The organism is Saccharospirillum mangrovi, assembly GCF_003367315.1.
GTDB classification, from domain to species: Bacteria; Pseudomonadota; Gammaproteobacteria; order Pseudomonadales; family Natronospirillaceae; genus Saccharospirillum; species Saccharospirillum mangrovi.
In genome coordinates, this window is sequence record NZ_CP031415.1 from 2,488,168 (window position 1) to 2,512,401 (window position 24,234).

The following is a 24,234-nucleotide window of genomic DNA, read 5'->3' on the forward strand; positions in this document are numbered from 1 at the left end:
GTGTTCACCAGCCCGGCTTTAACCACCAAACACCGGAAACACACCAAACATAAACGCCAGCGACCCTGCCATCAGGACGGTGGGCAACCATTGCTGGCGCAGGTGCCATACGCCGAACACCAGTGCCATCGGTGGAAACAGCACCAGGATTCCCCACAGCATGGATTGGCGGAACGCTTCGGTGAGTGCCAGGGTGTAGCCGACGATGAATATCGCCAGCGGCAGATAAAACAACAGCAACAACAACATTAATCAGTTCTCAGCGGCAGGCAGGTGTGGCGCCAGAATGGCGTAGAGGTCGGGACGGTTGTCGCGAATTTCTTCGACCGACAATCCCTCCAGTGAGTGGGGATATTTCAGCCAGGCTTCGGTTTCGTGAATGTAGTAATCCGGCACCCGGCCGGTTTCGTTGCGCGACGGTTTGTAATACGGCACCGCCACGCGAATGTCGTGCGGGGTATTAAGACGGGCGCGGGCTTTGATGTCGTCGATGATGGCTTCGATGGAACGGCCGGTGTCGAACACATCGTCGACAATCAGCAAGGCATCGTCGTGGGTGATGTGTTTGATCAGATAATCCAAGCCCAACACTTTCACCGAGCGACTTTGCTTATCGATGCCGCTGTAGGATGCGGTGCGAATGGCAATGTTGTCGGTTTGTACGCCGTGGTAATCGAGAAATTCCTGCACCGCCGTACCCATGGGAACACCACCGCGCCAGACGGCAATCATAAAGGTGGGACGAAAGCCGGAGTTCAGCACCTGGGCGGCCAATCGGAAACTGTCTTCCAACAAGCCTTGAGCGCTGAGGTATTGTTTTTTCACCATGGCGAGGGTAGCGTCCGGAATGAGCGCCTATAGTCCCCAAAGCAGACCAACCTGGCAAGCCATGACTCAGCCTGAATCCAACCGCGAAAAACGCTTTATCGATGAAGCCGACTTAATCCGCGATGCCTTTCGTTTGGGTGTGCAGATTTTTGAAAGCGGTTTCCGTCCCAACTTCATTGTCGGCCTGTGGCGCGGCGGCAGTACGGTGGGCATTTACGTGCAGGAATGTTTGCAGACGCTGGGCGTGGCAACCGATCACACGGCCCTGCGCACGTCTTATCGGGGCATGACGCATTACCAGGATATGGTGGCCTCGCCCGATACGGAAATCCGGGTGCACGGCACGCAATACTTGCTGGAAAATCTGAACGCCGACGACCGGCTGTTAATCGTTGACGATGTGTTTGGCACCGGCCACAGCCTGGCGGCCGTGGTAGCGCGTCTGAAGCGCCACCTAAAACGCAACATGCCGACCGACACCCGCCTGGCAACGCTGTACGAACGCCCGTCCGCCAACCTCACTGGGTCACGTCCTGATTTCAGCTTGCATCAGAGCGAAGACTGGCTGGTGTTTCCCTATGAAATGAATGGTTTGAGTCGCGCCGAAATCGACGCGCACAAACCGTATCTGACGTCGATTCTGAACAGCGTTAACTGAAGCGCGACCGCTTGGCGGCAAGTGTCGCTTTCCAATCGGTAACCGCTTCGGTTTCCGGCGGCGACGTTAACGCCATGCCCTGCTCCTGAAAAACCGCATCCAGACTTTTTACTTTGCCTTTTTGCAACACCGCCACCCGCGCATGACCGACGCTGTAGAGTTGGTCGCCGTGGTAATAGCGTTGTTCGAAATAGCCGTATTTCTCATCCCAGCACACCAGTTGCGCCTGTACCTTAACCCGGCTGAACGGCCGGAATTCACGGATGTAAGTCATTTCCTGAGCGTTCAAAACGATGCGATAACCGGCCTTTAAATAGGCCGGTCCCATGCCGGTATCGATGATCCATTGAGTGCGGCACAGATCGCCAAAGGAAAAATAACGGGCAGCGGTAAGATGAATATTGATGTCCATGTCGTGCGGCCAGACACGGTAATACTGGTGAATCGGTGCCAGTGGATCCGACACCTGCGAACGCTGAAACAGCGCACGAAATAACGCCCTGACTAACAACAGAAAAAACCGACCGATCAGATTCATGGTCATCGCCCGCTACGAATTCGCGGGCATCGTGCCGGCGCGACTCGTCCAAGGCAAACACCCATCGCCATTGCCAACCCAAGGTTCACAATGGCGCCCGCTTCAATCGCTTTTATAGCCGATTCGGAAACCACCCCAATGTTTGCCGGCGACATAAATCGGCGCTGAAACATCGTGCATCACTTCGCCGGTGTCTCGCTTATAGGTCTGCAACAAGAAGGTTTCTTCGTTGCTGCCGCAGCGACGGCCGGTACGATCGGTAAAAATTCGCTTGGTGCGATTACCGGCCACATCGGTGGCGTAATCGCCAGTTAACGGCTGACAGAATTTGTTGTTGTGGGTGGGGAAATAACCGTTGATGTCGACCGCACCCGCGTAAATGGCATCGGTATTAGCTACCAATACCGGCTCTTGAACGGGCGGGAATAAATCGTCGGTTAAATCGTCGAACGGGCTTTTGTGTTTGATCGGGTCGGTGTTGGGAATGGGAGTGTAATCGAAGCGGAATAAATCGTCTTCGCTGATTTGCCCCTGGGCAATGGCCGCTTCCAATACCTGGGCAATATCGGCCGCCGCCTGCACTGCCGCACGTGCTAATTGGGTGTGGCGATCATCGATATTGTAATGACGCAACTGTACGAAAATACCTTCCACCCGCTCGCTCAAAGCCAGGATGCGACTGGAGGCTTCACCAATGGAATGCTCGATGGATTTCATCGAACCGTGCAACTGTTCAATGTCGTTGCTGATGCCCTGGCTGTCGCTGCTGACGGCGTTTTGCAGATCGGCCATCGAGTGCACGGTATCGCGCGCTTGCGTCATGCCGTTGGCAACGTGCGTTAAGCGTTCACCGATGCCGTTCAGGGCTTCATCCAACTCGGCGTCAACGCTGATCAAGGCGTCCATCGCGGTTTTGGTTTCGTCGGTGCATTCGCTCATGCCGGCGAGCAGCCGGCCGATGGTGTCGGTGGCGTCGGCAGTTTGCCGTGCCAGCTGGCGCACTTCGTCGGCAACGACGGCAAAACCCCGGCCGTGGTCGCCGGCGCGCGCCGCTTCAATGGCGGCGTTCAACGCCAATAAATTGGTTTGGTCGGCCACCTTATGAATGGTGCCGAGAATGTCGCCAATGGCGGTGGATTCTTCCTGCAACCGGTCGATTTGTTTCTGGCAGGCGGCGAGTTGTTCGCGCTGGCCCCGGCGCGCTTCTTCCACGCCGGTCATGCGTTCCTGACCCGACAGCGCGGCGGTTTGCGCTTCATCGACGCGGGCGTTGGCATCGTCCATCGCACCTGTCATGCCTTGGGTAGCGCCTTCCAAGCCTTCGACGCGCTCGGCCAACGCGCCGGCCACACGTTGTTGTTCGGCCAGATGTTGCTGAATGCCATCGAGAAAATGTGAAGCGTCGGCCGATTCAATGGCGATGCGGCTGGCAGCCTGACCAATTTCGGCAGGCGAGGCTTCGTCGCTATTCGAAGCCCAATCAACAGAGGGGTTTGAATTGGCTTTTTTACGACGCGGCAACCACCAAAAACACAACGCCAAAACGCCCGCCGCCAAACCCGGCCAGGGTGTGCCTGGCAAGGTAATGGATAAGGCTGCAATGGCAAGGCTGGCGAGCACCAACATCAACACGCCGAATCCCACTTGGCCTATTACAGTTTTGTTATTTTTATAGCTGCTTCCGTTCATACTGCGGCCTTTTTTTAGCGCAGATTAACAGTCTGTAAAGAATCAGCTTATTCGACTTTTTGGGGGTTCGCCAGAAACTGGCCGAGCAAGGTGTCGAAGGCGCCCTCTCTGCGTTTGCGCTGAAAATCGGCCAAACTTAAATTCAACCACTGTTCACTTTGCAGGCCGAGCAAAACGGCATCGGTGGCCGTCAACATTTCGTCCAGATGGTGCGTCACTAAAATGACGGAGCTGTTGTGTTCGCGCTGAATTTCCTGCACCCAATTCAGACCTTCCTGACGCAACGCCGGGTCTAACGATGAAAACGGTTCGTCGAGTAACAGCACGGGTTTTTGCTGCAAAAAAACACGCGCCAAAGCCACGCGTTGTTGCTGCCCGCCGCTGAGTTGATCGGGACGGCGCGACAATAAATTGTGCAAATCAAAACGACGCGCAGCGGTGTGTAACCGGTCGTGTTGCGCCTCGGTTAATTTGCCGCTCGGCTGTAAACCCAACGCCAAATTAGTTTCAACACTCAAATGATCGAACAAATTATTTGACTGAAATAAAACGCTGAACGGCCGCTGCGCCACGGGCATACCCAACAGCGATTCGCCTCGCCAGAATACGTCGCCACCGATGGGATTTTGCAAACCGCACAACACATTCAGCAACGTCGATTTTCCCAATCCGCTGGCGCCGATTACCGCCAACAGCAACCCTTGAGGCAGCAAAAAATCCCACTGAAAATAGCGCTCGCCCAATTGGGCACTGAGTCGTTTTACTTCAAGCACGACGCCCTCCTCTGGCCCATTCGGCCAACAACAACAAAGCCGCGCACAGCACCAGCAACAGCACCATTAATTGCGCGGCCAGCGTCATCTGATAACTGCCCATGGATTGATAAATCAACAACGGCAAGGTAATGAAATCGACTTGCCCAACCAAAGCCGCCACGCCCATATCGCCCAGGCTCAACACCGCTGACAGTGCCAACGCCCACACCACCACCGGCTGCAACAGCGGCCAGTAAACCAGTCGCAGCGCAGTCCAGGTGGTGAGCCCTAACACTCGGGTTAAGCGACGGTATTGTTGTTGCGCGGCCAACGCACGGGCGCGCAATGGTTGAATGATCAGCGGCATCGCCATCAAAGCGTTGATCCAGATAATCAACGGCCAGGTGGCACGGCTGGCCCAGCCCAAGCGCAAGCACAGCAGAAACAGGCCGGTGGTCAGCACCATGGTGGGAATGATCAACACACCGAAATTCAGCCAGCGCGAACGTTCGGGTTTGTCGGACGGCAGGCATCGACTGAGCGCCAACGCAACCGCACAGATCGCACTAAACACGGCGATGCCCAAACTGGTTTGCAACGCCGGCAACAGGCGTGCCGGCCAGGTCCAGTCGTCACGCACGGCGCGACTGAACAAGGCCAGATAAGGTGCCAGTAACAGACTGAGCAACGTCAGCGCCGCCAGCCATTGGCGACGGTTGGGCCGACTTGCCAACACTGCCGCCGGCAACCGCGCCGCTTCCATATTCAACACCGCGCCGCGACCCAAAACGGCAATGGCCGTCAGCGCTACAGCGCCGTGAATCAGGGCGTACAGTGCGGCAGCGCGGGCGTCGAAATCGTATTTCAGCGCCTGATAAACGGCCACTTCCAGATTGGTGTTGGCCGGCCCGCCGCCCAACGTCAGGATGACGGTGAAACTGCTGAAACAGAGCAAGGCTTCGAGCACAAACACCGGCCCTGAGGCGGCGCGCAGCACCGGCCATTCCAGACGACGAAACCGCTGCCAGCCGTTCAAACCGAGCACCATTGCCAGCCGCTGTTGATGATCCGGAATCTGGCTGAGCCGATCCCACAACAGCCGCACGGCAAACGGCAGATTCATCGCCAGATGCGCGATCAAAATGCCGTCGAGACCGTAAATGCTGCCCGGCAACGCCAGCCAGCCTTCGCGCCCGAACAGCGCAATCACACCCAACACCACCGCCAACACCGGCAACACAAACGCCAGGTTCAAAAAGCCGGCGAGCGCCCACTGACCGCGAAACGGCCGTTGCGCCAACGCCCAGGCAAAGGGCCAGGCAAACAGCACCGAAAGCCCGGCCGACAACACCGCCTGATACAGCGAAAACCACAGCAGCCGACCGAGATAGGCGTCGAAATACAACGCCCAATCCAGGCCGCGACCGGGGTGCGCCAACATGCCCAGCGCCGCCAACAGCAGCGTTAATGCCAGCAAGGCGGTGCCGAGGTTTCGGGTGACGGTGGCCGGTGTCATGCGTTACTGGCTCGCAGCATTACGCCATTCGCGCAACCAGTCGCGACGGTGTTCGGCGATCTCGGCGCTGTCGAACCAAAGGGTTTTTGGTTTCGCCATCAACTCGAACGACGCCGGGGCATCGGCGCTGTCCAGTACCGGCCACATCCAGTTGGTGCCGGGCAGCACGTCTTGCGCCGGTTTGCTGATCAGGTAGGCGAGGAAATCGCGCGCCACATCCAATTGGTCGGACGAAGCCAGCGCAGCCGCTACTTCGATCTGGGCGTAGTGGCCTTCATCGAAAATGGCCGCCTGATAACGATCGGTATTTTCCGCGCTGATGTGATACGCCGGTGAAGTGGTGTAGCTCAGCACCATATCGCTCTCGCCTTCCTGGAACAGGGAGTAGGCTTCGCTCCAACCGGGCGTAACGGTGACTACTTTTTGTTGCAGCGCAGCCCAGGCATCAGCTGCGTCGTCACCGAATACCGACTTCATCCACAGCATCAAACCCTGGCCCGGCGTCGAAACGCGCGGGTCCTGATAAATGATGGACACGTCGGATTCAAACACCAGTTCGCGCAGCGAAGTCGGCACGTCGGTCACCTTGGTCTGGTCGTAAACAAAGGCGAAGTGGCCGTAGTCGTAAGGCACAAAGGCATCGTCGTTCCAGTTGTACGGCAGGTCCAGACCGGACAGGTCCAGGTTGTGGTCGGCCAGTACGCCCAGCTCGCGCGTCTCGGCGATCAAGGCATCGTCGAGACCCAGAATCACGTCGGCCTGGCTGTTATTGCCTTCCAGACGCAGCCGGTTCAACAAGGCCACGCCGTCTTCCAGGCCAACGAATTCGATGTCGCAACCGCACTGCGCTTCGAAGCCAGCTTCGATTTGCGGGCCAGGGCCCCACTCGGTATTGAACGATTCGTAGGTGTAAATGGTCAGCGGTTCGGCCAGGGCCGAGGCGGTCAGCAGCGGCAAGGCTGCGCGAGTAACAAGCGATAAAGTTTTCATCATGCATCCGGATCAATGTGTGAATGTACAGATTGATACCGGCGTACAAACAGCGGCAGCCACAAGGCCGACGGACTGTTTGCTGGGGGATATGGTTGAAGCAGGATTGCGCAATGGCAGATCGTCTCAACTCCCTACGCCAGCATTAACTGGTTCAGGTTCGACGGGTGACTCTCAGCCGCCTGATAAAACTGGGCGGCACCCCGGCGAGAACGCGAGCCATTCTAACGAAGTCGCCAGGGATGTCCAAATTCTGCAACAATGCGCACTTTTCCGAACAAGGCAGGCAGCATGCAACTGGCGTTATTTCAGGTTTTGGATGAACTGGGCGAACGCCTGCCGGACGCACTCAGCGTGGCGCGCTGGCCCGGTGGTTTGTGCAATCGGCTGTACAAAATCGACACCGCCGACGGCGTCTTTGCACTGCGCATCAACCACCCGGATGCCGACCGTTTGGGCGTGAATCGCGACCGCGAACAACGCTTGTTAATCAGCCTCGCCGACCAACCCTGGTGCCCGACCACGCTGTCGGTCAACGAACGTTGGTTGCTGACGCCCTGGCTACCCGGCAACGCCCCCGCCGCTGGCGAACACGCCGATCTGGCCTGGCTGGCAACGGCGCTAACCGCCGTGCAAGCGGTTGAAGTTCCAGGCCCGGCGTTGAACATTGCCGAGCAAATTCGGCATTTGCTGGCGTATTGCGACGACCTAAACCCCGCCTTTGTTTCTGCCGTAGAGCAGCGCTGCTCAACCTACCAATTGCCCACCCGCCTGACGTTAACGCACCACGACTGGCACCCGGGCAATGTAAAAATCGATGGCAAAAACTGGGTATTACTCGACTGGGAATTCGCCGCCCTCGGCGACCCGGCGATGGATCTGGCCGCCGTATGCAGCGGCTTCGCGCTGAGCGCAGAACAAGGCGGGAAATTGGCCGATGTGATGGACATCGAGGCGGATCGTTTACACCAGGCGCAAGCCATGATGTCGGCACTGGCAACGGTCTGGTACGCGGCAAACCCAGACCTCGCGCCACCGAATGCGCCGAGCCAGGTGGAGTGGCTGGGGAAATGGAACTGACGTTTTCTTTGCTGTAACGAAAATGGGCAACAAACAACAAACTGTCGGCCAAAACAAACCCAGTCATCCCGGCCTTGAGCCGGCTGGGCCGGCACACCGGATCTCCCCTGGGAAACTGAGTTAAACGATTGGCAACCAACTAATCACTTACAGCTCATCGTTGGTCCAGGCGCCCCTCTAGAGATCCCGGCTCAAGGCCGGGATGACATCGTTTAATTAAGTGCTTGGGTGTGGCTTCCCCGCTTATCCACACTGAACCAATTTCCAGCTATTTACCGAAAAAACAGTCTTCAATGCGGAGCTTGGTTTCGGGGAATAAAATTTAGGGCACACAGGAAAACCTCGTCATCCCGGCCTTGAGCCGGGATCTCCCCTGGGAAACTGAGTTAAACGATTGGCAACCAACTATTCACTTACAGCTCATCGTTGGTTCAGGTGCCCCTCTAGAGATCCGGTGTGCCGGCCCAGCCGGCTCAAGGCCGGGATGACGGGGTTTTCCTGTGCCCTGATGATATTTTTCCCCGGAAATACACGATGAGCACTTAATTACGCCGCGTTCAGGTAACCAGAAACTCGCTCAATCAACCGCTCCAGCGCCAAATCATCAATCCCCAAATGCGTCACCAAACGAATGCGCTGGCCACCGGCAATCAAAATGCCTTCGTCCGCCAATGCAGCCTTCAACGCATCGCCGGTTGCTGCGCTGTCGAGCGATAGAAACGCCATGTTGGTGTGCGCCACTGTGCCGGTAACTTTCGGCAGACCGGCCAGTGCTTCGGCCAGTTGGGTGGCGCGGCGGTGGTCGTCGGCCAGTCGTTCGACGTGATGGTCGAGTGCGTAATCGATGGCTGCGGCAAAAATTCCGGCCTGGCGTAAACCGCCGCCGACCATCTTGCGCCAGCGGCGCGCGCGTTGAATAAAATCTTCCGGCCCGACCAACACCGAACCCATCGGCGCGCCCAAACCTTTGGAGCAACACAGGCTGACGGTATCGACCGGCGCGGCCAGTTCGCGCAGCGTCTTGCCGCTGGCAACGGCGGCGTTGAACAGCCGTGCGCCGTCCAGATGCAGCGACAGGCCGTAACGGTCTACCAAGGCCCGCGCCTGCTCGACGTAGCCATCGGGCAGTACTTGCCCGCCGTGGGTGTTTTCCAACGCCAACACCCGGGTGCGGGCAAAGTGTGGGTCGTCGGGTTTGATGTAGGCTTCAACCTCAGCCAGGTCGAGCGTGCCGTTCGGCTGCACCGTCAGCGGTTGCGGCTGGATGCTGCCCAAAACGGCCGCGCCGCCGGCTTCGTATTTGTAGGTGTGATACTGCTGACCGACGATGTATTCCTCGCCACGCTGGCAGTGCGCCAGCAACGCCACCAAGTTGCTCTGTGTGCCCGAGGGCAGCAACACCGCCGCGGCTTTTCCGGCCAGATCGGCCAGGCGGGCTTCGAGCGCATTCACACTGGGGTCGTCACCGTAAACGTCGTCGCCGACCTCGGCGTGCGCCATTACCTGGCGCATGGCATCGGTTGGTCGGGTTACGGTATCGCTGCGTAAATCGATGGGGGCGGTCGGGCTGGGCATGCGCTCACTCCTGGCAGGCAAAGCGGCAGTTTACCATTGCAATCAGCGCTAAGGCGCCCCACTTCTAGTGCACTTTGCAATACCTGCTTGCAATACCTGCTTGCAACACCTGTTCGCAACATCTGTTCGCAACACCCCGGCTGTACCGCACGTTCACGATTCTCAAGGAGGCCCTCATGGCTGAGATTACTTTGCAAGGCAACCCCATTCACACCAGCGGCGACCTGCCCGCCACCGGCAAAACCGCCCCGGCGTTCAGTGTGACCAAAACCGATTTGTCGCAACTGAGCCTGGCGGATCTGGGTGGCAAAACCGTTGTGCTGAACATCTTCCCCAGTGTCGATACCGCCACTTGCGCCGCCTCGGTGCGTCGTTTCAATGCCGAGCTGAGCAAGCTCGATGGCGTTGAAGTACTGTGTGTGTCTGCCGATCTGCCGTTCGCCCAGGCGCGGTTCTGCGGCGCCGAAGGCCTCGACAAAGTGACGCCGGTTTCTGTGTTCCGCAGCGAATCGTTCGCGCAGGATTACGGCGTAAAAATCGTCGATGGCCCGCTGGCCGGTTTGCTGGCGCGCTCTGTTGTGGTGATCAAAAACGGCGAAGTAATGTACACCGAACTGGTGGCCGAAACCGCTGATGAACCGAACTACGAAGCCGCCTTGAAAGCCGCTGCGTAATGGATCGTCACCCAAGAAAAAGGCGCCGTTAAGGCGCCTTTTTTTTACTACCGGAACCCGCGCCTTAGCGCTCCTCAAACTCAACGTCCACCTGCAACCCCTTCTGCCAGTTCAACCCATCGTCCGAACGCCAGATGTCGTGCAGCGCAGTGCCGTCGTCATCCGACCCACCGATCACCCAAAGCCAGTTATTGAAGCTCAGAGCCTGAAGGCCGTAGCGGGCAGAGAAGCGGTTCAGTTCGCTGTGGGGGTCAAAGGCGGTCCAGTGGGTGCCGTTGCGGGTGGTCCAGAGTTGGTTGGTGAGTCCTTCACCCAAAATACGGCCGCCGATCACCCAAAGCCGCTCGCCTTGGGCATCCTGGGTGACCAGGGCCTGGTGCCCCAAACGGGCCGTCAGGTTGGCATCGGGGCGCGGCTGCCAATGGCGGCCATCCTGGGAGGACCACACCACGACATTCTCGTCAGGCACACCACCGATCACCCAAAGCTGGCCGTTGAAGACCACCGCCTGGTGATTGCTGCGGGCGGAGAAGCCGGCTTGGGCGGTTTCTTCGATCCAGTCGCGGCCGTTGCTGGACGACCAGACGTCGTTTGTCGGTCGAGGCACACTGTCTTCGTCTTTAATCGCTGTGCCGCCGATGACCCAGAGGCGATTATCGAACACCACTAACGCGTGCGCTCCGCGTGGGCTGAACGGTGCCTCGGCCAGCACGCGTTGCCACTGCACTCCATCGGCACTGGACCAGACCTCGTTACTGTAGTCGTCCGGGCTAAAAGTGGCGTTCAATAGCCCACCCACCAGCCACAGCCGCTGGTTGAACACGACCACCCGATGACTGTCGCGTGGCGAGAAATCGGCGTGGACGCGGTGTTGCTGCCAGTGCAGGCCATCGGCGGAGGACCAGACGTCGTTGTTATAACTGCCGCCGTAACCGCCAATCACCCAAAGCCGGTCGGCGAAGGCAACCGCCTGGTGGTTATAGCGCCCGCTGAAGGCGGCTTCGGCGGTGTGGGGTTGCCAGTTCTGGCCGTTGCGGCTGGACCAGACGTCGTTCAGGTCAGACCCGCCAATGCCACCCACCACCCAAAGCTGCTGGTTGAAGACGGCCAGGGCGTGGTGGTTGCGTCCCGGAAGCGTGGCATCCACCGTCTCCTGGCGCCAGTGCGTGCCATCAGCGGAAGACCAGACGTCGTTTAGAACCCGTTGTTGATCACCTTTCGAGCCGCCGATCCAAACCCTCCTTATCCCACCCACCAACCACAGCCGCTCGCCACGGCCATCGTTGTACACCACAACGCGGTGCCCGTATCGGGCCGAAAATTCAGCCTGGCGGGTTTCCTCTCGCCAGTCTTTACCATCGGCGGACGACCAGATGTCGTTGGTGTATAGGCCTCCAATATTGCCGCCAATCACCCAAAGCCGGTTGTTGAAAAACACCGCCTGGTGATCAGCACGACCCGAAAAAACTTTGCCGTTGGCGCTGGGTTCCCGGCGCGCCCATTCGGTGCCGTTGGTCGAGGTCCAGACGTCGTTCCGGTAGACGCTCCCGGAATCCCCGCCGACCAGCCACAACCGCTCGGTGCCGTCGCCGTCGTGCGAGACAACCACCGGGCTACCGCCGCGGCCCTCAAACCCGGCACCGATCGACCCCCGCGCCTGCCAGACAAAACCGCGGGCGTGCTCGGGGCTATCGAGCGTCGACCAGAGCGCCCCGGTGTTGGTGTCGATCAGCCAGAGGGCGTTATTGAACAGCACCACCTGGCTGGTGTTGCCACTGGGCAACAGCTCCGACGGGTTGTCCCACTGTTCGGGCACCCAGGTGGTGCCGTCGGTGGACGACCAGATGTCGGTTCGGTCTTGGTTACCGACACCCCGCCCACCAATCACCCAAAGCCGTTCACGGAAAGCGACTACCGAGTGGGACCGCCGCCCCACAAACCGATCCGCACTCAACATCCCCGACCACTCATGTTCGCCATGCTGCAAGCGAACATAGCCCGGCTGGCTCAGCGTTACGGCCGCGCTGGATGACTGCATGCCACCGCGCAGGCGCTGGCTGCGGCTGTTGGCGCAGTTGGCGAATTGAATGGGGTTGCAATCGGCATCGCTGGTGGTGAACAGGTTCACCCCTTCGGTGCCATCGGAGAGTTGCAACTCACTGCCCAACGGCCCCACCCAGGCCGTGAGACTGGCCTGGCGGGTAATCACTTCCACGCTGTAATCGATGCTCTGAACCCGTTCGCCCAGCGTTTGGGTGGCGGTGATTTGGCTTTGGCCGGGGGCCAGGGCAACCACCAGGCCGTTGGCGTCTACAGTCGCGACGTCGGTGTTACTGCTGCGGTATTCGATGATTCCGGCTTGGGAAAGCACGGGGTTATTGAAGCGTTCGTCGGTCACCAACCTGGCCGTGCCGGGTTCGGTGAATTCGAACGGGTTGGGAACACAGGCGCTGAGTGCAAAACACAGCAGCAGCCAGACAAAGGTGCGATGAAAACGAAAGGTGCGATGAAAACGAAAGTTGGGTCGAAGCATGATCGGTCCCTCGGTTGGATGAAACCCCAAATCGTTGGGGGCAACACCACGCTAACCGACGACCGTTTGAGAAATCGTTTTACCGTTCGTAGGATTTTTGGCCGTTTCGTTGGAAAAATTGAAAATAATCGCGGAAACGATTGATTGGCCGCAAAAAACACAACACCCGAAGTGGGGTTTCGGGTGTTGTGGGTGGAAAAGGCGTCAACCGATGTCCCGGCTGAACACCGAAGGTTTGTCAGTGATGACCGCTCGGCCCGTGCACGTGACCGTGGGCCAGTTCTTCCGGGTCGGCCGCCCGTACTTCGATGATTTCGATATCAAACGTCAGCGTTTTGCCCGCCATCGGATGGTTGGTATCGACATCGGCAAATTTGTGGCCGACTTTGGCAACAACCACGTGGCGCGCACCACGATCGGTCTGTACCTGAGCCACCATGCCCGGCTGCCAGCGCTTGGCACCGCGCAGGTGCTTGAGCGGAATGCGCTGCATGGCGTCAGCGCGGCGCTGGCCGTAGGCTTTTTCCGGCGTCACGGTAACGCTGAAACTGTCGCCCGCGTCGCGGCCTTCCAAGGCTTCTTCCAGACCAGCGATGATGCCGCCGTGGCCGTGCAGGTAGGCGTTCGGTTCGCCGCTGCGTGAGCTTTCAATGGCGTTGCCCTGTTCGTCGCTGACGCTGTAATGGAACAAGACGACCTGATTCTTCTCGATTGGCATAAGATTCTCCGCGCCAGTTGGGGTGCGCCATTATAGTCAGCTGCGGCGTTGACTCCAGCGGCGGCTGTGGTCAACTGGCGCTTCCCCGATTTGGAGCACAACCATGCTCGCCTTTGGCTTCTTCTATTCGCTGTCGCTGATTGTTCTCGGCCTCGCCCAACACGACCGGCTGCGGTACGGCGGCGCGGTTCTGGTGCTGTTTGTCGCCGCCCTGATCGGCTACACCGACTGGCTGTTTTTCGCCGTCGCCTTTGGCTATGTACTGCTCACCGCCTGGATGCGGCTCAAACCCGGCCCGCTGTGGCTAACGGTGGCGCGTGGCGCACTCTGGTTGGTTATCAGCGCGGCGCTCTTTGCCCATGCGGTGCCCGGCTATCAGGGCCTGGTGGTGGTTGCCGATACGGCGCTGAAAGCCAACAGTCTGCCCAGCAGTTTGTATGTGAATTACGACAAGGTGCTGGTCGCCTGGTCGTTGCTCGCCTTTGTGCCGCTGTTCAAAACGAGCCTCTACGCCCGGCCACTGCGTTGGTCTTTCGCCACGGTGCCGGCACTGGTCATCGCCATCGCCGTGCCCCTTGCCTTGGCCTGGCAACACGGTTTGATTGACTGGCAACCCGGCTTGTCGGCGGTTTTCTGGATCTTCGCCGGCACCAATTTACTCAACACCTGCATCGCCGAAGAACTGCTGTTTCGCGGCGTATTGCAAGGCAGGTTGCAACGCAAACTCGGGCCCTGGCCGGCGCTGGTTTTGGCAGCGGCCTTGTTTGGCCTGGCGCATATCGCCGGCGGTTGGAGTTATGTGGCGGTGGTCACGTTGGCGGGGTTGGGCTACGGGCTGGCGTATCTATGGACCGGCCACTTGATCGCCTCGGTAGCCACACACTGGGCGTTGAACCTGGCGCACTTCGCGTTGTTTACCTATCCGTTAACGGCACCGGCCATTGCCTGAAACGGCCGCTTATAACGGCGGGTCAGTGGGTGCGACCAGATCGGTCTCCGGCTTACGCAACGACAGCCAGGAATGCACGAAGATCGCACCCAGAATGGCAACACCACCGAAGAACGTCAGCGGTGAAATGGCCTCACTCAACACCAGCCAGACCCAGACCGGGCCTAACAAGGTTTCAATCAACAAAAACAAACTGACTTCCGGTGCGGGCAGGTAGCGCGTTGCTGTCATGATCAACACCGACGCCGTTGGCATTTGCAACAACCCCATCACCGCCAGCCAGCCGTAACTGGCTGCGCTCAACGCCAAAGGTTCGGCAAAGCCCACGCACAACAAAGACGTGACCAGGCCGCTTAATGCCACCACCGGCATTTTGGGCAAATTTGGCAGGCGCCGCAGCAAGGTGAGCATCAGGCCCATCAACATGGCGAGCAACAGCGCCAGCGCATCGCCCAGCCATTGGTCCATGCCCAGGGAACCGGCAAAGACAATCAACACACCGGCCATTGCGACGACAATGGCAACCCAGGTGCGCAGCGGAATGGTTTCGCGCAGCAATAACCAGGAAAACAACGCCGCAAAAAACGACGACGACGCCAACACCACCACCGCATTGGCAACCGAGGTGTGGTTGATGCTCAGCACAAACAGGCCGGTGTTGATGCCGTACAACAGGGTGATGATCAGCGCGGCAACTCCGTGCGCCGCAAACACGCGAAATTGCTGCACCCGACCGGTGACAACCATAAAAGTCGTCATCGACACGAACACCAAAGCGCCGCGCCAAAAGCCAATGTCGTACGGCGAAGCACCGACCAGACGCACCAACAGTGCATCGAAACTCAACACCAGTACGCCAAGCGTGGCGACCAGAACGCCTTGGCGATGATCAACCAACGGCGCTGTAGAGGCAGTCATAAACAGTCCTGAGTGTTAATCGAAAGCGGTGCGTAACAGCGCCTGAGTGTAGGGATGTTGCGGCTGCGCGAAGAGCCGGGAAGCGACACCCTGCTCCACCACCTGGCCGTCTTTCATCACCAGTACGGAATGGCACAGCGCCTTGACCACTTTTAAATCGTGACTGATGAATAAATACGACAAACCATGTTCGGCTTGCAGCCGCTTGAGCAATTCGATCACCTGAAATTGCACCGTGCGGTCGAGCGAGGAAGTCGGTTCATCGAGAATGATAAAACGCGGTTTCATCACCAAGGCGCGGGCAATGGCAATGCGCTGACGTTGACCGCCGGAAAATTCGTTGGGGTAACGGAAGCGAAAATCCGGGTTCAGTTCGACTTCTGTTAACGCCTGAATAACCGCCTGTTCGCGCTCTTGCGGTGTGCCAATCTGATGAATATCCAAACCTTCGCGCACAATCTGTTCCACCGACAAACGCGGGCTCAAACTGCCGTACGGATCCTGAAAGACAATTTGCATGGCACGGCGATAGGGCCGCAGTTCGGTGTTATCGAGCGAGGGTAAATTTACGCCATCGAACCAGACATCGCCGTCGGATTTTTCCAGACGCAACAAGGCCCGCGCCAGCGTCGATTTGCCCGAACCGCTCTCGCCCACCACGCCCAGGGATTCGCCCTGGTGCAGACGAAAACTGATGTCGTCCACCGCCTTGATGTGATCCACCGTTTTGCGCAGCAGACCGCGCTGAATCGGAAACCAGACGCGCATCGACTGGGCTTCGAGCAACACCGGGGCGTCATCGTGCAACGGCGGCGGTGCGTCGCCCGGTTCGGCCGCCAGCAATTTCTGGGTGTACGGGTGCTGGGGTTGGTCAAACACTTGTCGGGTTGGGCCAACCTCGACCAGGCGGCCACCTTCCATAACGGCCACACGATCGGAAAACCGATTCACCAGCGTCAGATCGTGAGTGATGAACAGCACGGTTAAATTCAGTTCCCGCTGCAACCGCGCCAGCAATTCCAGAATTTGCGCCTGAATGGTCACGTCCAACGCTGTGGTTGGTTCGTCGGCAATCAGCAATTCCGGTTCGTTCATTAATGCCATGGCGATCATCACGCGTTGCCGTTCGCCGCCGGACAACTGATGCGGATAGGCACGCAGTTTTTTCTCGGGCGATTTCAAGCCGACACGCTGCAACATCTGCAAGGCTTGTTGTGTGGCCTCGGCACGGCGAACGGGTCGATGCAGTTCGAGCATTTCAACCAGTTGTTTTTCGACCGTGTGCAAGGGGTTCAGCGACGTCATCGGCTCCTGAAAAATCACCGAGATGTTGTTGCCGCGCAGACGACGCAATGCGTTGTCACTCATCGCACGAATGGACTGACCTTTCCATTCGATATCGCCGCCAATAAACGCCAACGGCGGCTCCGGCAACAGACGCAAAATCGACAAGGCAGTCACGCTCTTGCCCGACCCGCTTTCACCAACCAGCGACACCACTTCGCCCGCGTTAAGTTCCAGACTGACATCGTGCACCACGGGCAACAATTGCTCGCCCTGAACAAACCCCAGCGATACGTTTTTCAGCGACAGCAAACTCATCTCAATACGCCTTGCGCGGGTCGAAGGCATCGCGCACGCCTTCGCCAATAAAAATCAGCGTGGTCAACATAAAACCGACGATGAAAAAAGCGGTGAAACCCAACCAGGGTGCCTGAATATTGGCCTTGCCCTGAGCCAGCAACAAACCGAGCGACGGCGACCCCGGCGGCATGCCAAAACCGAGGAAATCGAGCGACGTTAAAATGGTGATCGAGCCGGACAATGTGAACGGCATAAAGGTCAGCGTTGCGACCATGGCGTTGGGCAAAATGTGGCGAAACATCAGACGGCGATCACTCATGCCCATCGCACGCGCCGACTGAACGTACTCAAAATTACGCGCCCGCAAAAATTCGGCCCGCACCACGCCCACAAAACCCATCCAGCCGAACAACAGCGTAACCAGCAACAGCCAGCCAAAGGCCGGCGTAACGATGCTCATCAAAATAATCAGGATGAACAGCTGCGGCATGCTGCTCCAGATTTCGATAAAACGCTGCATAAACAAGTCGAGTTTGCCGCCGTAAAAACCTTGCACTGCTCCGGCAGCAATACCGATCACAGCAGTAATGATGGTCACCGCAAACCCGAACAACACCGAGATGCGAAAGCCATACAACAGATTCGCCAACACATCGCGGCCTTTGTCGTCGGTGCCTAACCAATTGTCGGCTGTTGGCGGGCTTGGTGCCGGGCTGGGCAAATCGTAATTGATGGTGTTGTAGCTGTAGGGAATGGGCGGCCAGAGAATCCAGCCTTTGGCGTCGATCAGTTCCTGAAGATACGGATCGCGATAGTCGGCGGGTAATTCGAAATCGCCATCGAATTCCGTTTCCAGATAGGTTTCAGCCACGGGGAAATAGGCTTTGCCATCGAACCAGACCAACAAAGGCTGATCGTTGGCGACCAGTTCAGATGCCATCGAAACGGCAAACACCAAACCAAAAATCCACAAACTCCACCAGGCACGTCGGTTGGCCTTGAACCGCGACCAGCGCTGGCGATTAACCGGAGATAACTGAAACCACTTCATCCGCGTGCCTCAAAATCAATGCGCGGGTCGACCAGGGTGTAGGTCAGATCGCTGATGATGTTCATCACCAAACCCAGCAGCGTAAACACATAGAGCGTTGAAAACATCACCGGATAATCCCGCTGCAAGGTCGATTCAAAACCCAGCAAACCCAGGCCATCGAGCGAAAAAATGGTTTCGATCAACAAAGCGCCGCTGAAGAAAATAGCGATAAAGGCACTGGGAAAACCGGCGATGATGATCAGCATGGCGTTACGAAATACGTGGCCGTAGAGAATGCGTTTTTCCGTGGCACCTTTGGCGCGGGCGGTCATCACATACTGCTTGTGAATTTCATCGAGAAAGGAATTTTTGGTCAGCATGGTCAAACCAGCAAAGCCGCCAATAACCATGGCAAACACCGGCAACGCCATGTGCCAGAAATAATCGCCAATTTTGCCGACCAGACTGAGTTCATCCCAGTTGGCCGACGTTAATCCACGCAGCGGGAACCAGTCGAAATAACTGCCGCCGGCGAACAAAATAATCAGCAATACAGCGAACAAAAACGAAGGAATGGCGTTGGCCGCAAAAATAACGCCCGAGGTCCAGACATCGAACGGCGATGAATGTTTGACCGCCTTGCGAATGCCGAGCGGTATCGACACCAAATAAATAATCAACGTTGACCACAGGCCGATGGAAATCGACACCGGCATGCGTTCGACAATCAGATCGACCACTGAGCGGCCGCGAAACAGGCTGTCGCCAAAATCGAAACGCAGGTAATCCCACAGCATCGAGAAGTAGCGTTCGTGCAAAGGCCGGTCAAAGCCGAAACGCGCTTCAATGGCTTCGATGTCTTTTTGCGTTAAGCCGCGTGCGCCACGATAGGACGAATCGCCGGTGCGGTTGTCACTGCCGGATGCATCGGAGTTGGCATTGTTCAGCAAGTCGGTCTGGTTGTTGCCGGTAATGCGATCGAGCATGGAGGCGTTGTTGCCTTCCAGCTTGGCGATCATCTGATCGACCGGACCACCGGGCGCAACCTGAATGATCAGAAAATTGATGGTGACGATGGCCCAGAGCGTCGGCACCACCAACAACAAACGACGAATTAAATAGGCGGCCATGCGTTCGCCTTAATTAACGTGCATTGCGAGCGGGCAAGGTCGCTGCTGCTTTGGCATCGAACCACCAGGCGGAACTGCCAAGGGAGTAACGCGGAATCTGGGCAGGGCGGCCGAATTTATTCCAGTAAGCGACGCGGTAATGGTCGATGTGCCATTGCGGGATGACGTAATAACGCCACAACAAAACGCGATCAAAGGCCCGGCCATAAGCGAGCAGGAGTTCGTCGTTCTGTTGGTTGTCGGCAATGCCACGGACCAGGGCGTCGATTACCGGATCGTTGGTGCCGACGGCGTTATAGGTTGAATCCAGATAGCGGCTGTCCCACTCCAGTACCAGATTGTCACTCGGATAAGCACCGCCACCGAGCTGAGAAACGATCATGTCGTAATCGCGCTCGCGCATGCGGTTGGTGTATTGCGTAACATCGACGGTGCGAATATTCAGCGTAATGCCCGCACGCGCCAGGTTTTCCTTGAAAGGAATGGCGATGCGTTCCATTGCAGGCGAATACAATAACAATTCAAAACTGAGCGGTTCGCCGGTCGACGCATTGACCATCTGGCCGTCACGGCTTTCGTAGCCGGATTCACGCAGCAGCGTTAACGCCTGACGCAATTGCGGGCGGACGTTGCCACTGCCATCGGTGGCGAAGTTATGGAATTCCTGAGTGAATAATTCTTCGGGCAATTCATCGCGAAATTCTTCGAGAATTTCCAACTCTTTGCCTTCAGGCAAACCGTGCGCACTGTAGGGTGTGTTTTCAAAATAACTGCTGGTGCGGGTGTAGGAGCCGTAGAACAAATTGCGGTTGGTCCATTCGAAATCGAACAGCAGGTTGATCGCCATCCGCACGCGGCGGTCCTGGAATTGTGGCCGCTCGATGTTAAACGCAAACGATTGCATGTTCTGCGGCAGGTTGTGAGGAATTTCTTCTTTAATGATGTAACCGGCGTCAAAATTCTCGCCTGTGTATTGGGTTGCCCAGTCTTTGGCGGTGTTTTCCTGGCGGAAGTCGTACTCGCCTTTTTTAAAGGCTTCGAGCAGTACGGTGTCGTCCAGGTAATAGTCGTAACGTTCCTGATCAAAATTCAGTTGACCGACCATTGCCGGGTGGTCGGCCGCCCAATAATTTTCGACGCGCTCGTACACGACATATTGCCCCATTTCATAATCTGAAATGGTGTAGGCGCCGCTGCCTAATGGCACGTCGATAAAGGGTTCGGCGAAATCACGGTCGGCAAAATCGTGCTCCGGGAACACCGGCAAAGACGCCAGGCCGACCAGATTCGACAAATTGGACTCGGGCAAATTGAATCGCACCCGACGTTCGTCAAGCACTTCAACCGTGACGCCTTCGTAGACGGTGCGGAATTGCGGCACACCATCGGTCATCAAAATGTTGAAGGTGTAAGCTACATCACTGGCTTCGATGGGGCTGCCATCTTGAAAAGTAGCGGCGGGATTAAGATTAAAAATGATCCAGTCATGGCTGGTGGGGTATTCGACTTCCTCGGCGATCAACCCGTACAGCACGCCGGTTTCGTCGCCGTTTCCGGTCATCAAGGTATCGAACAAATAGGTTCGGATGCCGGCAGGTGTGGTGCCGCGCAAGGCAAAACGATTGAAGTTATCGAAGGTGCCGCGAACGCCGTAGGTTACGTAGCCGCCACGTGGCGCATCGGGATTCACGTAATCCCAGTGTTCAAAATTTTCCGGATATTGTGGCTCGCCACGCTCGGCGATGGCGTAGGAAACGATGATGTCGTCTTCCGCAACCACCGGAAACGACAGGCACAATGCGACCAAAGCCGCGATGCTGGCTCTCATAATGACTCCCTCACACCTTGGATGTTGTGATGTTCTTATTAGGATGGCCGGCGCTGTGCCAGCGCTGCGTTGGCTGTTGCCTGGCGTTGTGACAACGGCACTGTGGACAGTCGCCCGATGCCGATCGTACAACCCAACCAAAAACACAGCAGCATGATTTTCAAAGGCCAGGGATCGACTACAGCAATGGACAGACTAAAGGTGACAGCAACCACGATCAGCGCCACGCGTTTGGAGCGCTTTTCGATGTAACGTTCGCGCTGCCAGTTGTCGATCAAAGGCCCGAACAGCTTAGAGGAAAGCAACCAACGGTGGAAGCGCGGCGAGGTGCGGGCAAAACAGACGGCGGCGAGCAGCATAAACGGTGTTGTTGGCAGTACTGGAAGCACCACACCCAGAGCGCCCAAACCGACACATAACCACCCGGCCATAAAGACAGTCCAGCGGATCAACCAACGATGCATCGACAACATCCTCAACAAGGTACCGCCAAAACCGGCGCCGACAAGATGTCATCACCATAGCAAAGGCCAACACAGGACGGTACGTGAAAGACCGGGCAGCTAACGACAAAACCCCTGTAACACACTGATTTTGATAATTTTTTTAGAATAGGCCTTGCAAAGCCGGAATCCGATGGTAAGATGCGCCCCGCTTTCGACGAAATCGCCGGAAGCCTTCTGAAGGTCCCGTTCGTCTAGTGGCCTAGGACACCGCCCTTTCACGGCGGTAACAGGGGTTCGAGTCCCCTACGGGACGCCACTTCAGAATAGAATTTGCGGGAATAGCTCAGTGGTAGAGCACAACCTTGCCAAGGTTGGGGTCGCGAGTTCGAATCTCGTTTCCCGCTCCAAATTGAAAAGCAGCCTTGGGCTGCTTTTTTTGTTATTGAGCCTGACGCCGCTCAAACGGTGACAAGTCAGGGTCGCGAGCTGGTACGCCAGCCCGGTCGAATCTCGTTTCCCGCTCCAAATTTAATAGAACCCGGACTTGTTCCGGGTTTTGTGTTTTTGGGAATAGTTCAGTGGTAGAGCACAACCTTGTCCGAGGTTGGGGCCGGGCGGGCAGCCTCGCGAGCCGGTGTGCCGGCGCAGTCGAATCTCGTTTGCTGCGGCCATTTCATGGCCTTGCCCTTCGGGCTCGCTGCGCTCACGCAAAAGCCTTTGCAAGGCTTTAGTCCCGCTCCAAATAGAAAAGCAGCCTTGAGCTGCTTTTTTTGTTTTCTGGAAACCGAAATTCCATCTTGTTCGCTGCGATTCCATGCTAGGCATTAACCGCTGTTGCTCGTACATCCAGCGCTTCAATATCCCGCGCAATTCCGTCCGCCAATGCAGCGACCTTTTGCACTGCGTCGGTGCGCTGCGCATAAGCCCTTAAACCAAAAATCTCCGCCTGAAGTCGGCATGCCAATTGGTCGGGATCGGCCTTGGCGCCGATATTGCCCGACGCTTGCGCGGCTTGAAATGCCTTGGTGAATGCCACTTCCGTATTGCGCAGAAATTCCTCGGTGGCCTGGCGCAGTACCGGGTCACCGTCGGGCGTTTCAAGCAGCGTTTTAACCAGCATGCAGGCGCGCGAGGGCGACGGTTCGGCAAGCGCTTTGCCAAGGTAGCGGACATAGGCTGCCAGCCCTTCAAGCGGCGTTGATGCCTGCGCCAGAATGTCGTTGAGTTGTTGCTGCGAGTTTTCCGCATAGCGCCGCAGCACCTCAATAAACAGCGCCTCTTTGGAACCGAACGCCGCATAAATTGAACCCGGGCGCATGTCGAGGTGCAGTTCGAGGTCTTTCAACGACGTGGCGTGATAGCCCTTCCGCCAAAACAATTCGAGGGCTCTGCGTAACACGTCTTCCCGATCGTATTTGGTTTGCCGCGCCATGGTTACATTCCGTTTCAAATATTTGAATGATCGCTCAATTTATATATTGAATGATCGCTCAAGTAAACCTATAGTCGGGCCGTCGATAATTGATCGATCACTCAAAAAAAGGAAATTATCATGACCGACTTTACTCTCCATACCGCAGAAACCGCACCGATTGAGAGCCGTTCACTGATCGAAAACTCTCAGAAGGCTTTTGGCCGTTTGCCTGGTTTGCATGCCGTAATGGCAGAAGCTCCGGCGTTGCTGGAAGGCTATCAGCAGTTGCACCGGCTGTTTGCCGAACACACCAGTTTCAATGCCGATGAACTGACGGTCGTCTGGCAGACAATCAATGTTGAGCATGCCTGCCATTACTGTGTACCGGCCCACACCGGCATCGCCAAAATGATGAAAGTTGATGACGTCATCATCGACGCGCTGCGTGACGAAACTCCGCTGCCAACTGCCCAGCTGGAAGCACTGCGTACCTTTACGTTGCAGGTGGTGCGCAGTCGTGGCGAAGTGACGGATGAACAAGTCGAAGCGTTTCTGGCTGCCGGTTATACCAAGCGCCAGATTCTTGAAGTCATTCTCGGGGTCGCACAAAAAGTGATGTCGAACTACACCAATCATCTTGCTGATACGCCGGTCGATTCGGTTATGCAGAAGTTTGCCTGGCAGAAAAAACAAACCAGCGCAGCCTGAGCGAAGATACGAAAAGGGTAAGCACTGGGCTTACCCTTTTATTTGTTATTCGCCGTGATCAGTTGCTGCAAATGAGATAGCCCAAAACGGCATGACCCACCCGCTTTGCCAAAGCCACCTTATCGGTCTCACCACGTTGGCCTGCGCCATCGACCATACCTTTGATTATCGCAACGACGTCACTGATCTTGTGGGGTGAGTCGGCGCTGTAACCAGCAGCAACGATGCAATGTCTGACCACGCCGGCCAGTTCCACGTTGAGCTCATTCGCCGATCCCGGTTCGCTCAGGCGTACTTCCTCGAGGTCCAGAATGCGCGCCAGCGCCGGGCGTTTCAGTTGATGTTCGACAGCGGCCTGCACGAGCGCATGCAATGGCGCCTGGCCATCGGCGTGCAGATCAATGGCGGCAATGTCTTGCCAGAGTTCTTTTGACTCCCGGGTAATCAGACTGGCGGTAATCGCCTCCTTGGTCGGAAAGTACTGATAAAGCGAACCGATGCTGACACCAGCAAGGCTGGCAACAGCGTTGGTTGTGTAACCAGCGAAGCCATGAGTTTCCAAAATGCGAGCGGCGGCTTCCAGGATTGAGTCAACGGTCGCTTCGGAACGTCTCTGACGCGGAGATTTCCTGGGTTTTACCGTGCTGTTGTGAGGTTTTTTTGCCATTCA

At 57.1% G+C, this 24,234-nt stretch carries 23 protein-coding genes, 2 tRNA genes and 1 riboswitch; of the genes, 7 read left to right on the forward strand and 18 right to left on the reverse strand.

What is annotated here, in order from left to right; translation table 11 throughout:
• Positions 1-18: 18 nt before the first annotated feature.
• Both DW349_RS11950 and DW349_RS11955 read right to left on the reverse strand, forming a co-directional pair.
• On the reverse strand, positions 19-249 hold the full coding sequence (locus DW349_RS11950) for a hypothetical protein (RefSeq protein ID WP_108125103.1): 231 nt from the start codon (positions 247-249) through the stop codon (positions 19-21).
• 3 nt (positions 250-252) lie between these two features.
• Positions 253-828 carry a phosphoribosyltransferase gene (locus DW349_RS11955; protein WP_108125102.1) on the reverse strand — a complete coding sequence of 192 codons (576 nt, stop codon included), beginning with the start codon at positions 826-828 and terminating at the stop codon, positions 253-255.
• 61 nt (positions 829-889) lie between these two features.
• On the opposite strand from DW349_RS11955, the gene DW349_RS11960 reads away from it, so the two are divergent.
• Positions 890-1,486: a phosphoribosyltransferase gene (locus DW349_RS11960; RefSeq protein ID WP_108125101.1), complete on the forward strand. Its 597-nt coding sequence runs from the start codon at positions 890-892 to the stop codon at positions 1,484-1,486.
• Here the strand turns inward: DW349_RS11960 and DW349_RS11965 are convergent.
• From DW349_RS11965 to thiB, 5 genes are all read right to left on the reverse strand, one after another.
• On the reverse strand, positions 1,479-2,030 hold the full coding sequence (locus DW349_RS11965) for a thioesterase family protein (protein ID WP_108125100.1): 552 nt from the start codon (positions 2,028-2,030) through the stop codon (positions 1,479-1,481). The genes DW349_RS11960 and DW349_RS11965 overlap by 8 nt on opposite strands.
• 96 nt (positions 2,031-2,126) lie before the next feature.
• Positions 2,127-3,650: a methyl-accepting chemotaxis protein gene (locus tag DW349_RS11970; protein ID WP_232819306.1), complete on the reverse strand. Its 1,524-nt coding sequence runs from the start codon at positions 3,648-3,650 to the stop codon at positions 2,127-2,129.
• A 110-nt stretch (positions 3,651-3,760) separates the two neighbouring features.
• Positions 3,761-4,486, reverse strand: coding sequence for a thiamine ABC transporter ATP-binding protein (locus DW349_RS11975; RefSeq protein WP_108125098.1), 726 nt, complete (start codon positions 4,484-4,486; stop codon positions 3,761-3,763).
• The gene (locus DW349_RS11980) at positions 4,479-5,984 is read right to left on the reverse strand and encodes an ABC transporter permease subunit (protein ID WP_108125097.1); all 1,506 of its coding nucleotides are present in this window, start codon (positions 5,982-5,984) and stop codon (positions 4,479-4,481) included. The genes DW349_RS11975 and DW349_RS11980 overlap by 8 nt, the downstream gene beginning before the upstream one ends.
• Before the next feature lie 3 nt (positions 5,985-5,987).
• Entirely contained in the window at positions 5,988-6,974 is a 987-nt protein-coding gene (gene thiB, locus DW349_RS11985) for a thiamine ABC transporter substrate binding subunit (RefSeq protein WP_108125319.1), read from the reverse strand.
• Positions 6,975-7,087: 113 nt separating this feature from the next.
• Positions 7,088-7,190, reverse strand: a riboswitch (TPP riboswitch).
• 75 nt (positions 7,191-7,265) lie between these two features.
• Here thiB and DW349_RS11990 point away from each other — a divergent pair.
• On the forward strand, positions 7,266-8,054 hold the full coding sequence (locus DW349_RS11990; protein WP_157954308.1) for a phosphotransferase: 789 nt from the start codon (positions 7,266-7,268) through the stop codon (positions 8,052-8,054).
• Positions 8,055-8,600: 546 nt separating this feature from the next.
• Here DW349_RS11990 and ltaE read toward each other — a convergent pair.
• Entirely contained in the window at positions 8,601-9,629 is a 1,029-nt protein-coding gene (gene ltaE, locus DW349_RS11995) for a low-specificity L-threonine aldolase (RefSeq protein WP_108125095.1), read from the reverse strand.
• 176 nt (positions 9,630-9,805) lie between these two features.
• On the opposite strand from ltaE, the gene tpx reads away from it, so the two are divergent.
• Positions 9,806-10,303 carry a thiol peroxidase gene (gene tpx / locus DW349_RS12000; protein WP_108125094.1) on the forward strand — a complete coding sequence of 166 codons (498 nt, stop codon included), beginning with the start codon at positions 9,806-9,808 and terminating at the stop codon, positions 10,301-10,303.
• A gap of 64 nt (positions 10,304-10,367) precedes the next feature.
• On the opposite strand, the gene DW349_RS12005 is transcribed toward tpx, so the two are convergent.
• Both DW349_RS12005 and DW349_RS12010 read right to left on the reverse strand, forming a co-directional pair.
• A complete protein-coding gene (locus DW349_RS12005) occupies positions 10,368-12,836 on the reverse strand; it encodes a Kelch repeat-containing protein (RefSeq protein ID WP_108125093.1) in 2,469 nt (822 codons plus the stop codon).
• Between the two features lie 238 nt (positions 12,837-13,074).
• Positions 13,075-13,554, reverse strand: a complete 480-nt coding sequence (locus DW349_RS12010) for an FKBP-type peptidyl-prolyl cis-trans isomerase (protein ID WP_108125092.1) — start codon at positions 13,552-13,554, stop codon at positions 13,075-13,077.
• 103 nt (positions 13,555-13,657) lie between these two features.
• On the opposite strand from DW349_RS12010, the gene DW349_RS12015 reads away from it, so the two are divergent.
• Positions 13,658-14,503 (forward strand): CPBP family intramembrane glutamic endopeptidase, encoded by an 846-nt coding sequence (locus DW349_RS12015; protein WP_108125091.1) that lies wholly within the window; start codon positions 13,658-13,660, stop codon positions 14,501-14,503.
• A 9-nt stretch (positions 14,504-14,512) separates the two neighbouring features.
• Here DW349_RS12015 and DW349_RS12020 read toward each other — a convergent pair whose 3' ends face one another.
• The 6 genes from DW349_RS12020 to DW349_RS12045 are packed head-to-tail and all read right to left on the reverse strand — an operon-like array spanning position 14,513 to position 21,460.
• Positions 14,513-15,421 carry a DMT family transporter gene (locus DW349_RS12020; RefSeq protein ID WP_108125090.1) on the reverse strand — a complete coding sequence of 303 codons (909 nt, stop codon included), beginning with the start codon at positions 15,419-15,421 and terminating at the stop codon, positions 14,513-14,515.
• 15 nt (positions 15,422-15,436) lie between these two features.
• Positions 15,437-17,023 (reverse strand): ABC transporter ATP-binding protein, encoded by a 1,587-nt coding sequence (locus DW349_RS12025; RefSeq protein WP_108125089.1) that lies wholly within the window; start codon positions 17,021-17,023, stop codon positions 15,437-15,439.
• Between the two features lies 1 nt (position 17,024).
• Positions 17,025-18,056: an ABC transporter permease gene (locus DW349_RS12030; RefSeq protein ID WP_108125088.1), complete on the reverse strand. Its 1,032-nt coding sequence runs from the start codon at positions 18,054-18,056 to the stop codon at positions 17,025-17,027.
• Positions 18,053-19,168 carry a microcin C ABC transporter permease YejB gene (locus tag DW349_RS12035; RefSeq protein ID WP_108125087.1) on the reverse strand — a complete coding sequence of 372 codons (1,116 nt, stop codon included), beginning with the start codon at positions 19,166-19,168 and terminating at the stop codon, positions 18,053-18,055. Before DW349_RS12035 ends, DW349_RS12030 begins: the two co-directional genes overlap by 4 nt.
• 13 nt (positions 19,169-19,181) lie before the next feature.
• Positions 19,182-20,996, reverse strand: a complete 1,815-nt coding sequence (locus tag DW349_RS12040) for an extracellular solute-binding protein (RefSeq protein ID WP_108125086.1) — start codon at positions 20,994-20,996, stop codon at positions 19,182-19,184.
• 38 nt (positions 20,997-21,034) lie between these two features.
• The gene (locus DW349_RS12045; protein ID WP_232819297.1) at positions 21,035-21,460 is read right to left on the reverse strand and encodes a YbaN family protein; all 426 of its coding nucleotides are present in this window, start codon (positions 21,458-21,460) and stop codon (positions 21,035-21,037) included.
• Positions 21,461-21,682: 222 nt separating this feature from the next.
• Here DW349_RS12045 and DW349_RS12050 point away from each other — a divergent pair.
• Together DW349_RS12050 and DW349_RS12055 are read left to right on the forward strand one after the other, a co-directional pair.
• A tRNA-Glu gene (locus DW349_RS12050) sits at positions 21,683-21,758 on the forward strand.
• 16 nt (positions 21,759-21,774) lie between these two features.
• Positions 21,775-21,849, forward strand: a tRNA-Gly gene (locus tag DW349_RS12055).
• 410 nt (positions 21,850-22,259) lie between these two features.
• Here DW349_RS12055 and DW349_RS12060 read toward each other — a convergent pair.
• Positions 22,260-22,874 (reverse strand): TetR/AcrR family transcriptional regulator, encoded by a 615-nt coding sequence (locus DW349_RS12060; RefSeq protein WP_108125085.1) that lies wholly within the window; start codon positions 22,872-22,874, stop codon positions 22,260-22,262.
• Between the two features lie 120 nt (positions 22,875-22,994).
• Here DW349_RS12060 and DW349_RS12065 point away from each other — a divergent pair, with 120 nt between their 5' ends.
• Positions 22,995-23,564 carry a carboxymuconolactone decarboxylase family protein gene (locus tag DW349_RS12065; RefSeq protein WP_108125084.1) on the forward strand — a complete coding sequence of 190 codons (570 nt, stop codon included), beginning with the start codon at positions 22,995-22,997 and terminating at the stop codon, positions 23,562-23,564.
• Positions 23,565-23,622: 58 nt separating this feature from the next.
• Here DW349_RS12065 and DW349_RS12070 read toward each other — a convergent pair whose 3' ends face one another.
• Complete coding sequence (locus DW349_RS12070; RefSeq protein ID WP_108125083.1) at positions 23,623-24,231, reverse strand: TetR/AcrR family transcriptional regulator; 609 nt, start codon at positions 24,229-24,231, stop codon at positions 23,623-23,625.
• Positions 24,232-24,234: the final 3 nt, after the last annotated feature.

Excerpts from the sequence above, each read along its gene's own strand:
- DW349_RS11950 (WP_108125103.1), bottom strand. The coding sequence starts at position 249 with ATGTTGTTGTTGCTGTTGTTTTATCTGCCGCTGGCGATATTCATCGTC.
- DW349_RS11955 (WP_108125102.1), bottom strand. The coding sequence starts at position 828 with ATGGTGAAAAAACAATACCTCAGCGCTCAAGGCTTGTTGGAAGACAGT.
- DW349_RS11960 (WP_108125101.1), top strand. The coding sequence starts at position 890 with ATGACTCAGCCTGAATCCAACCGCGAAAAACGCTTTATCGATGAAGCC.
- DW349_RS11965 (WP_108125100.1), bottom strand. The coding sequence starts at position 2,030 with ATGACCATGAATCTGATCGGTCGGTTTTTTCTGTTGTTAGTCAGGGCG.
- DW349_RS11970 (WP_232819306.1), bottom strand. The coding sequence starts at position 3,650 with ATGTTGGTGCTCGCCAGCCTTGCCATTGCAGCCTTATCCATTACCTTG.
- DW349_RS11980 (WP_108125097.1), bottom strand. The coding sequence starts at position 5,984 with ATGACACCGGCCACCGTCACCCGAAACCTCGGCACCGCCTTGCTGGCA.
- thiB (WP_108125319.1), bottom strand. The coding sequence starts at position 6,974 with ATGAAAACTTTATCGCTTGTTACTCGCGCAGCCTTGCCGCTGCTGACC.
- DW349_RS11990 (WP_157954308.1), top strand. The coding sequence starts at position 7,266 with ATGCAACTGGCGTTATTTCAGGTTTTGGATGAACTGGGCGAACGCCTG.
- ltaE (WP_108125095.1), bottom strand. The coding sequence starts at position 9,629 with ATGCCCAGCCCGACCGCCCCCATCGATTTACGCAGCGATACCGTAACC.
- tpx (WP_108125094.1), top strand. The coding sequence starts at position 9,806 with ATGGCTGAGATTACTTTGCAAGGCAACCCCATTCACACCAGCGGCGAC.
- DW349_RS12005 (WP_108125093.1), bottom strand. The coding sequence starts at position 12,836 with ATGCTTCGACCCAACTTTCGTTTTCATCGCACCTTTCGTTTTCATCGC.
- DW349_RS12010 (WP_108125092.1), bottom strand. The coding sequence starts at position 13,554 with ATGCCAATCGAGAAGAATCAGGTCGTCTTGTTCCATTACAGCGTCAGC.
- DW349_RS12015 (WP_108125091.1), top strand. The coding sequence starts at position 13,658 with ATGCTCGCCTTTGGCTTCTTCTATTCGCTGTCGCTGATTGTTCTCGGC.
- DW349_RS12020 (WP_108125090.1), bottom strand. The coding sequence starts at position 15,421 with ATGACTGCCTCTACAGCGCCGTTGGTTGATCATCGCCAAGGCGTTCTG.
- DW349_RS12025 (WP_108125089.1), bottom strand. The coding sequence starts at position 17,023 with ATGAGTTTGCTGTCGCTGAAAAACGTATCGCTGGGGTTTGTTCAGGGC.
- DW349_RS12030 (WP_108125088.1), bottom strand. The coding sequence starts at position 18,056 with ATGAAGTGGTTTCAGTTATCTCCGGTTAATCGCCAGCGCTGGTCGCGG.
- DW349_RS12035 (WP_108125087.1), bottom strand. The coding sequence starts at position 19,168 with ATGGCCGCCTATTTAATTCGTCGTTTGTTGTTGGTGGTGCCGACGCTC.
- DW349_RS12040 (WP_108125086.1), bottom strand. The coding sequence starts at position 20,996 with ATGAGAGCCAGCATCGCGGCTTTGGTCGCATTGTGCCTGTCGTTTCCG.
- DW349_RS12045 (WP_232819297.1), bottom strand. The coding sequence starts at position 21,460 with ATGCATCGTTGGTTGATCCGCTGGACTGTCTTTATGGCCGGGTGGTTA.
- DW349_RS12060 (WP_108125085.1), bottom strand. The coding sequence starts at position 22,874 with ATGGCGCGGCAAACCAAATACGATCGGGAAGACGTGTTACGCAGAGCC.
- DW349_RS12065 (WP_108125084.1), top strand. The coding sequence starts at position 22,995 with ATGACCGACTTTACTCTCCATACCGCAGAAACCGCACCGATTGAGAGC.
- DW349_RS12070 (WP_108125083.1), bottom strand. The coding sequence starts at position 24,231 with ATGGCAAAAAAACCTCACAACAGCACGGTAAAACCCAGGAAATCTCCG.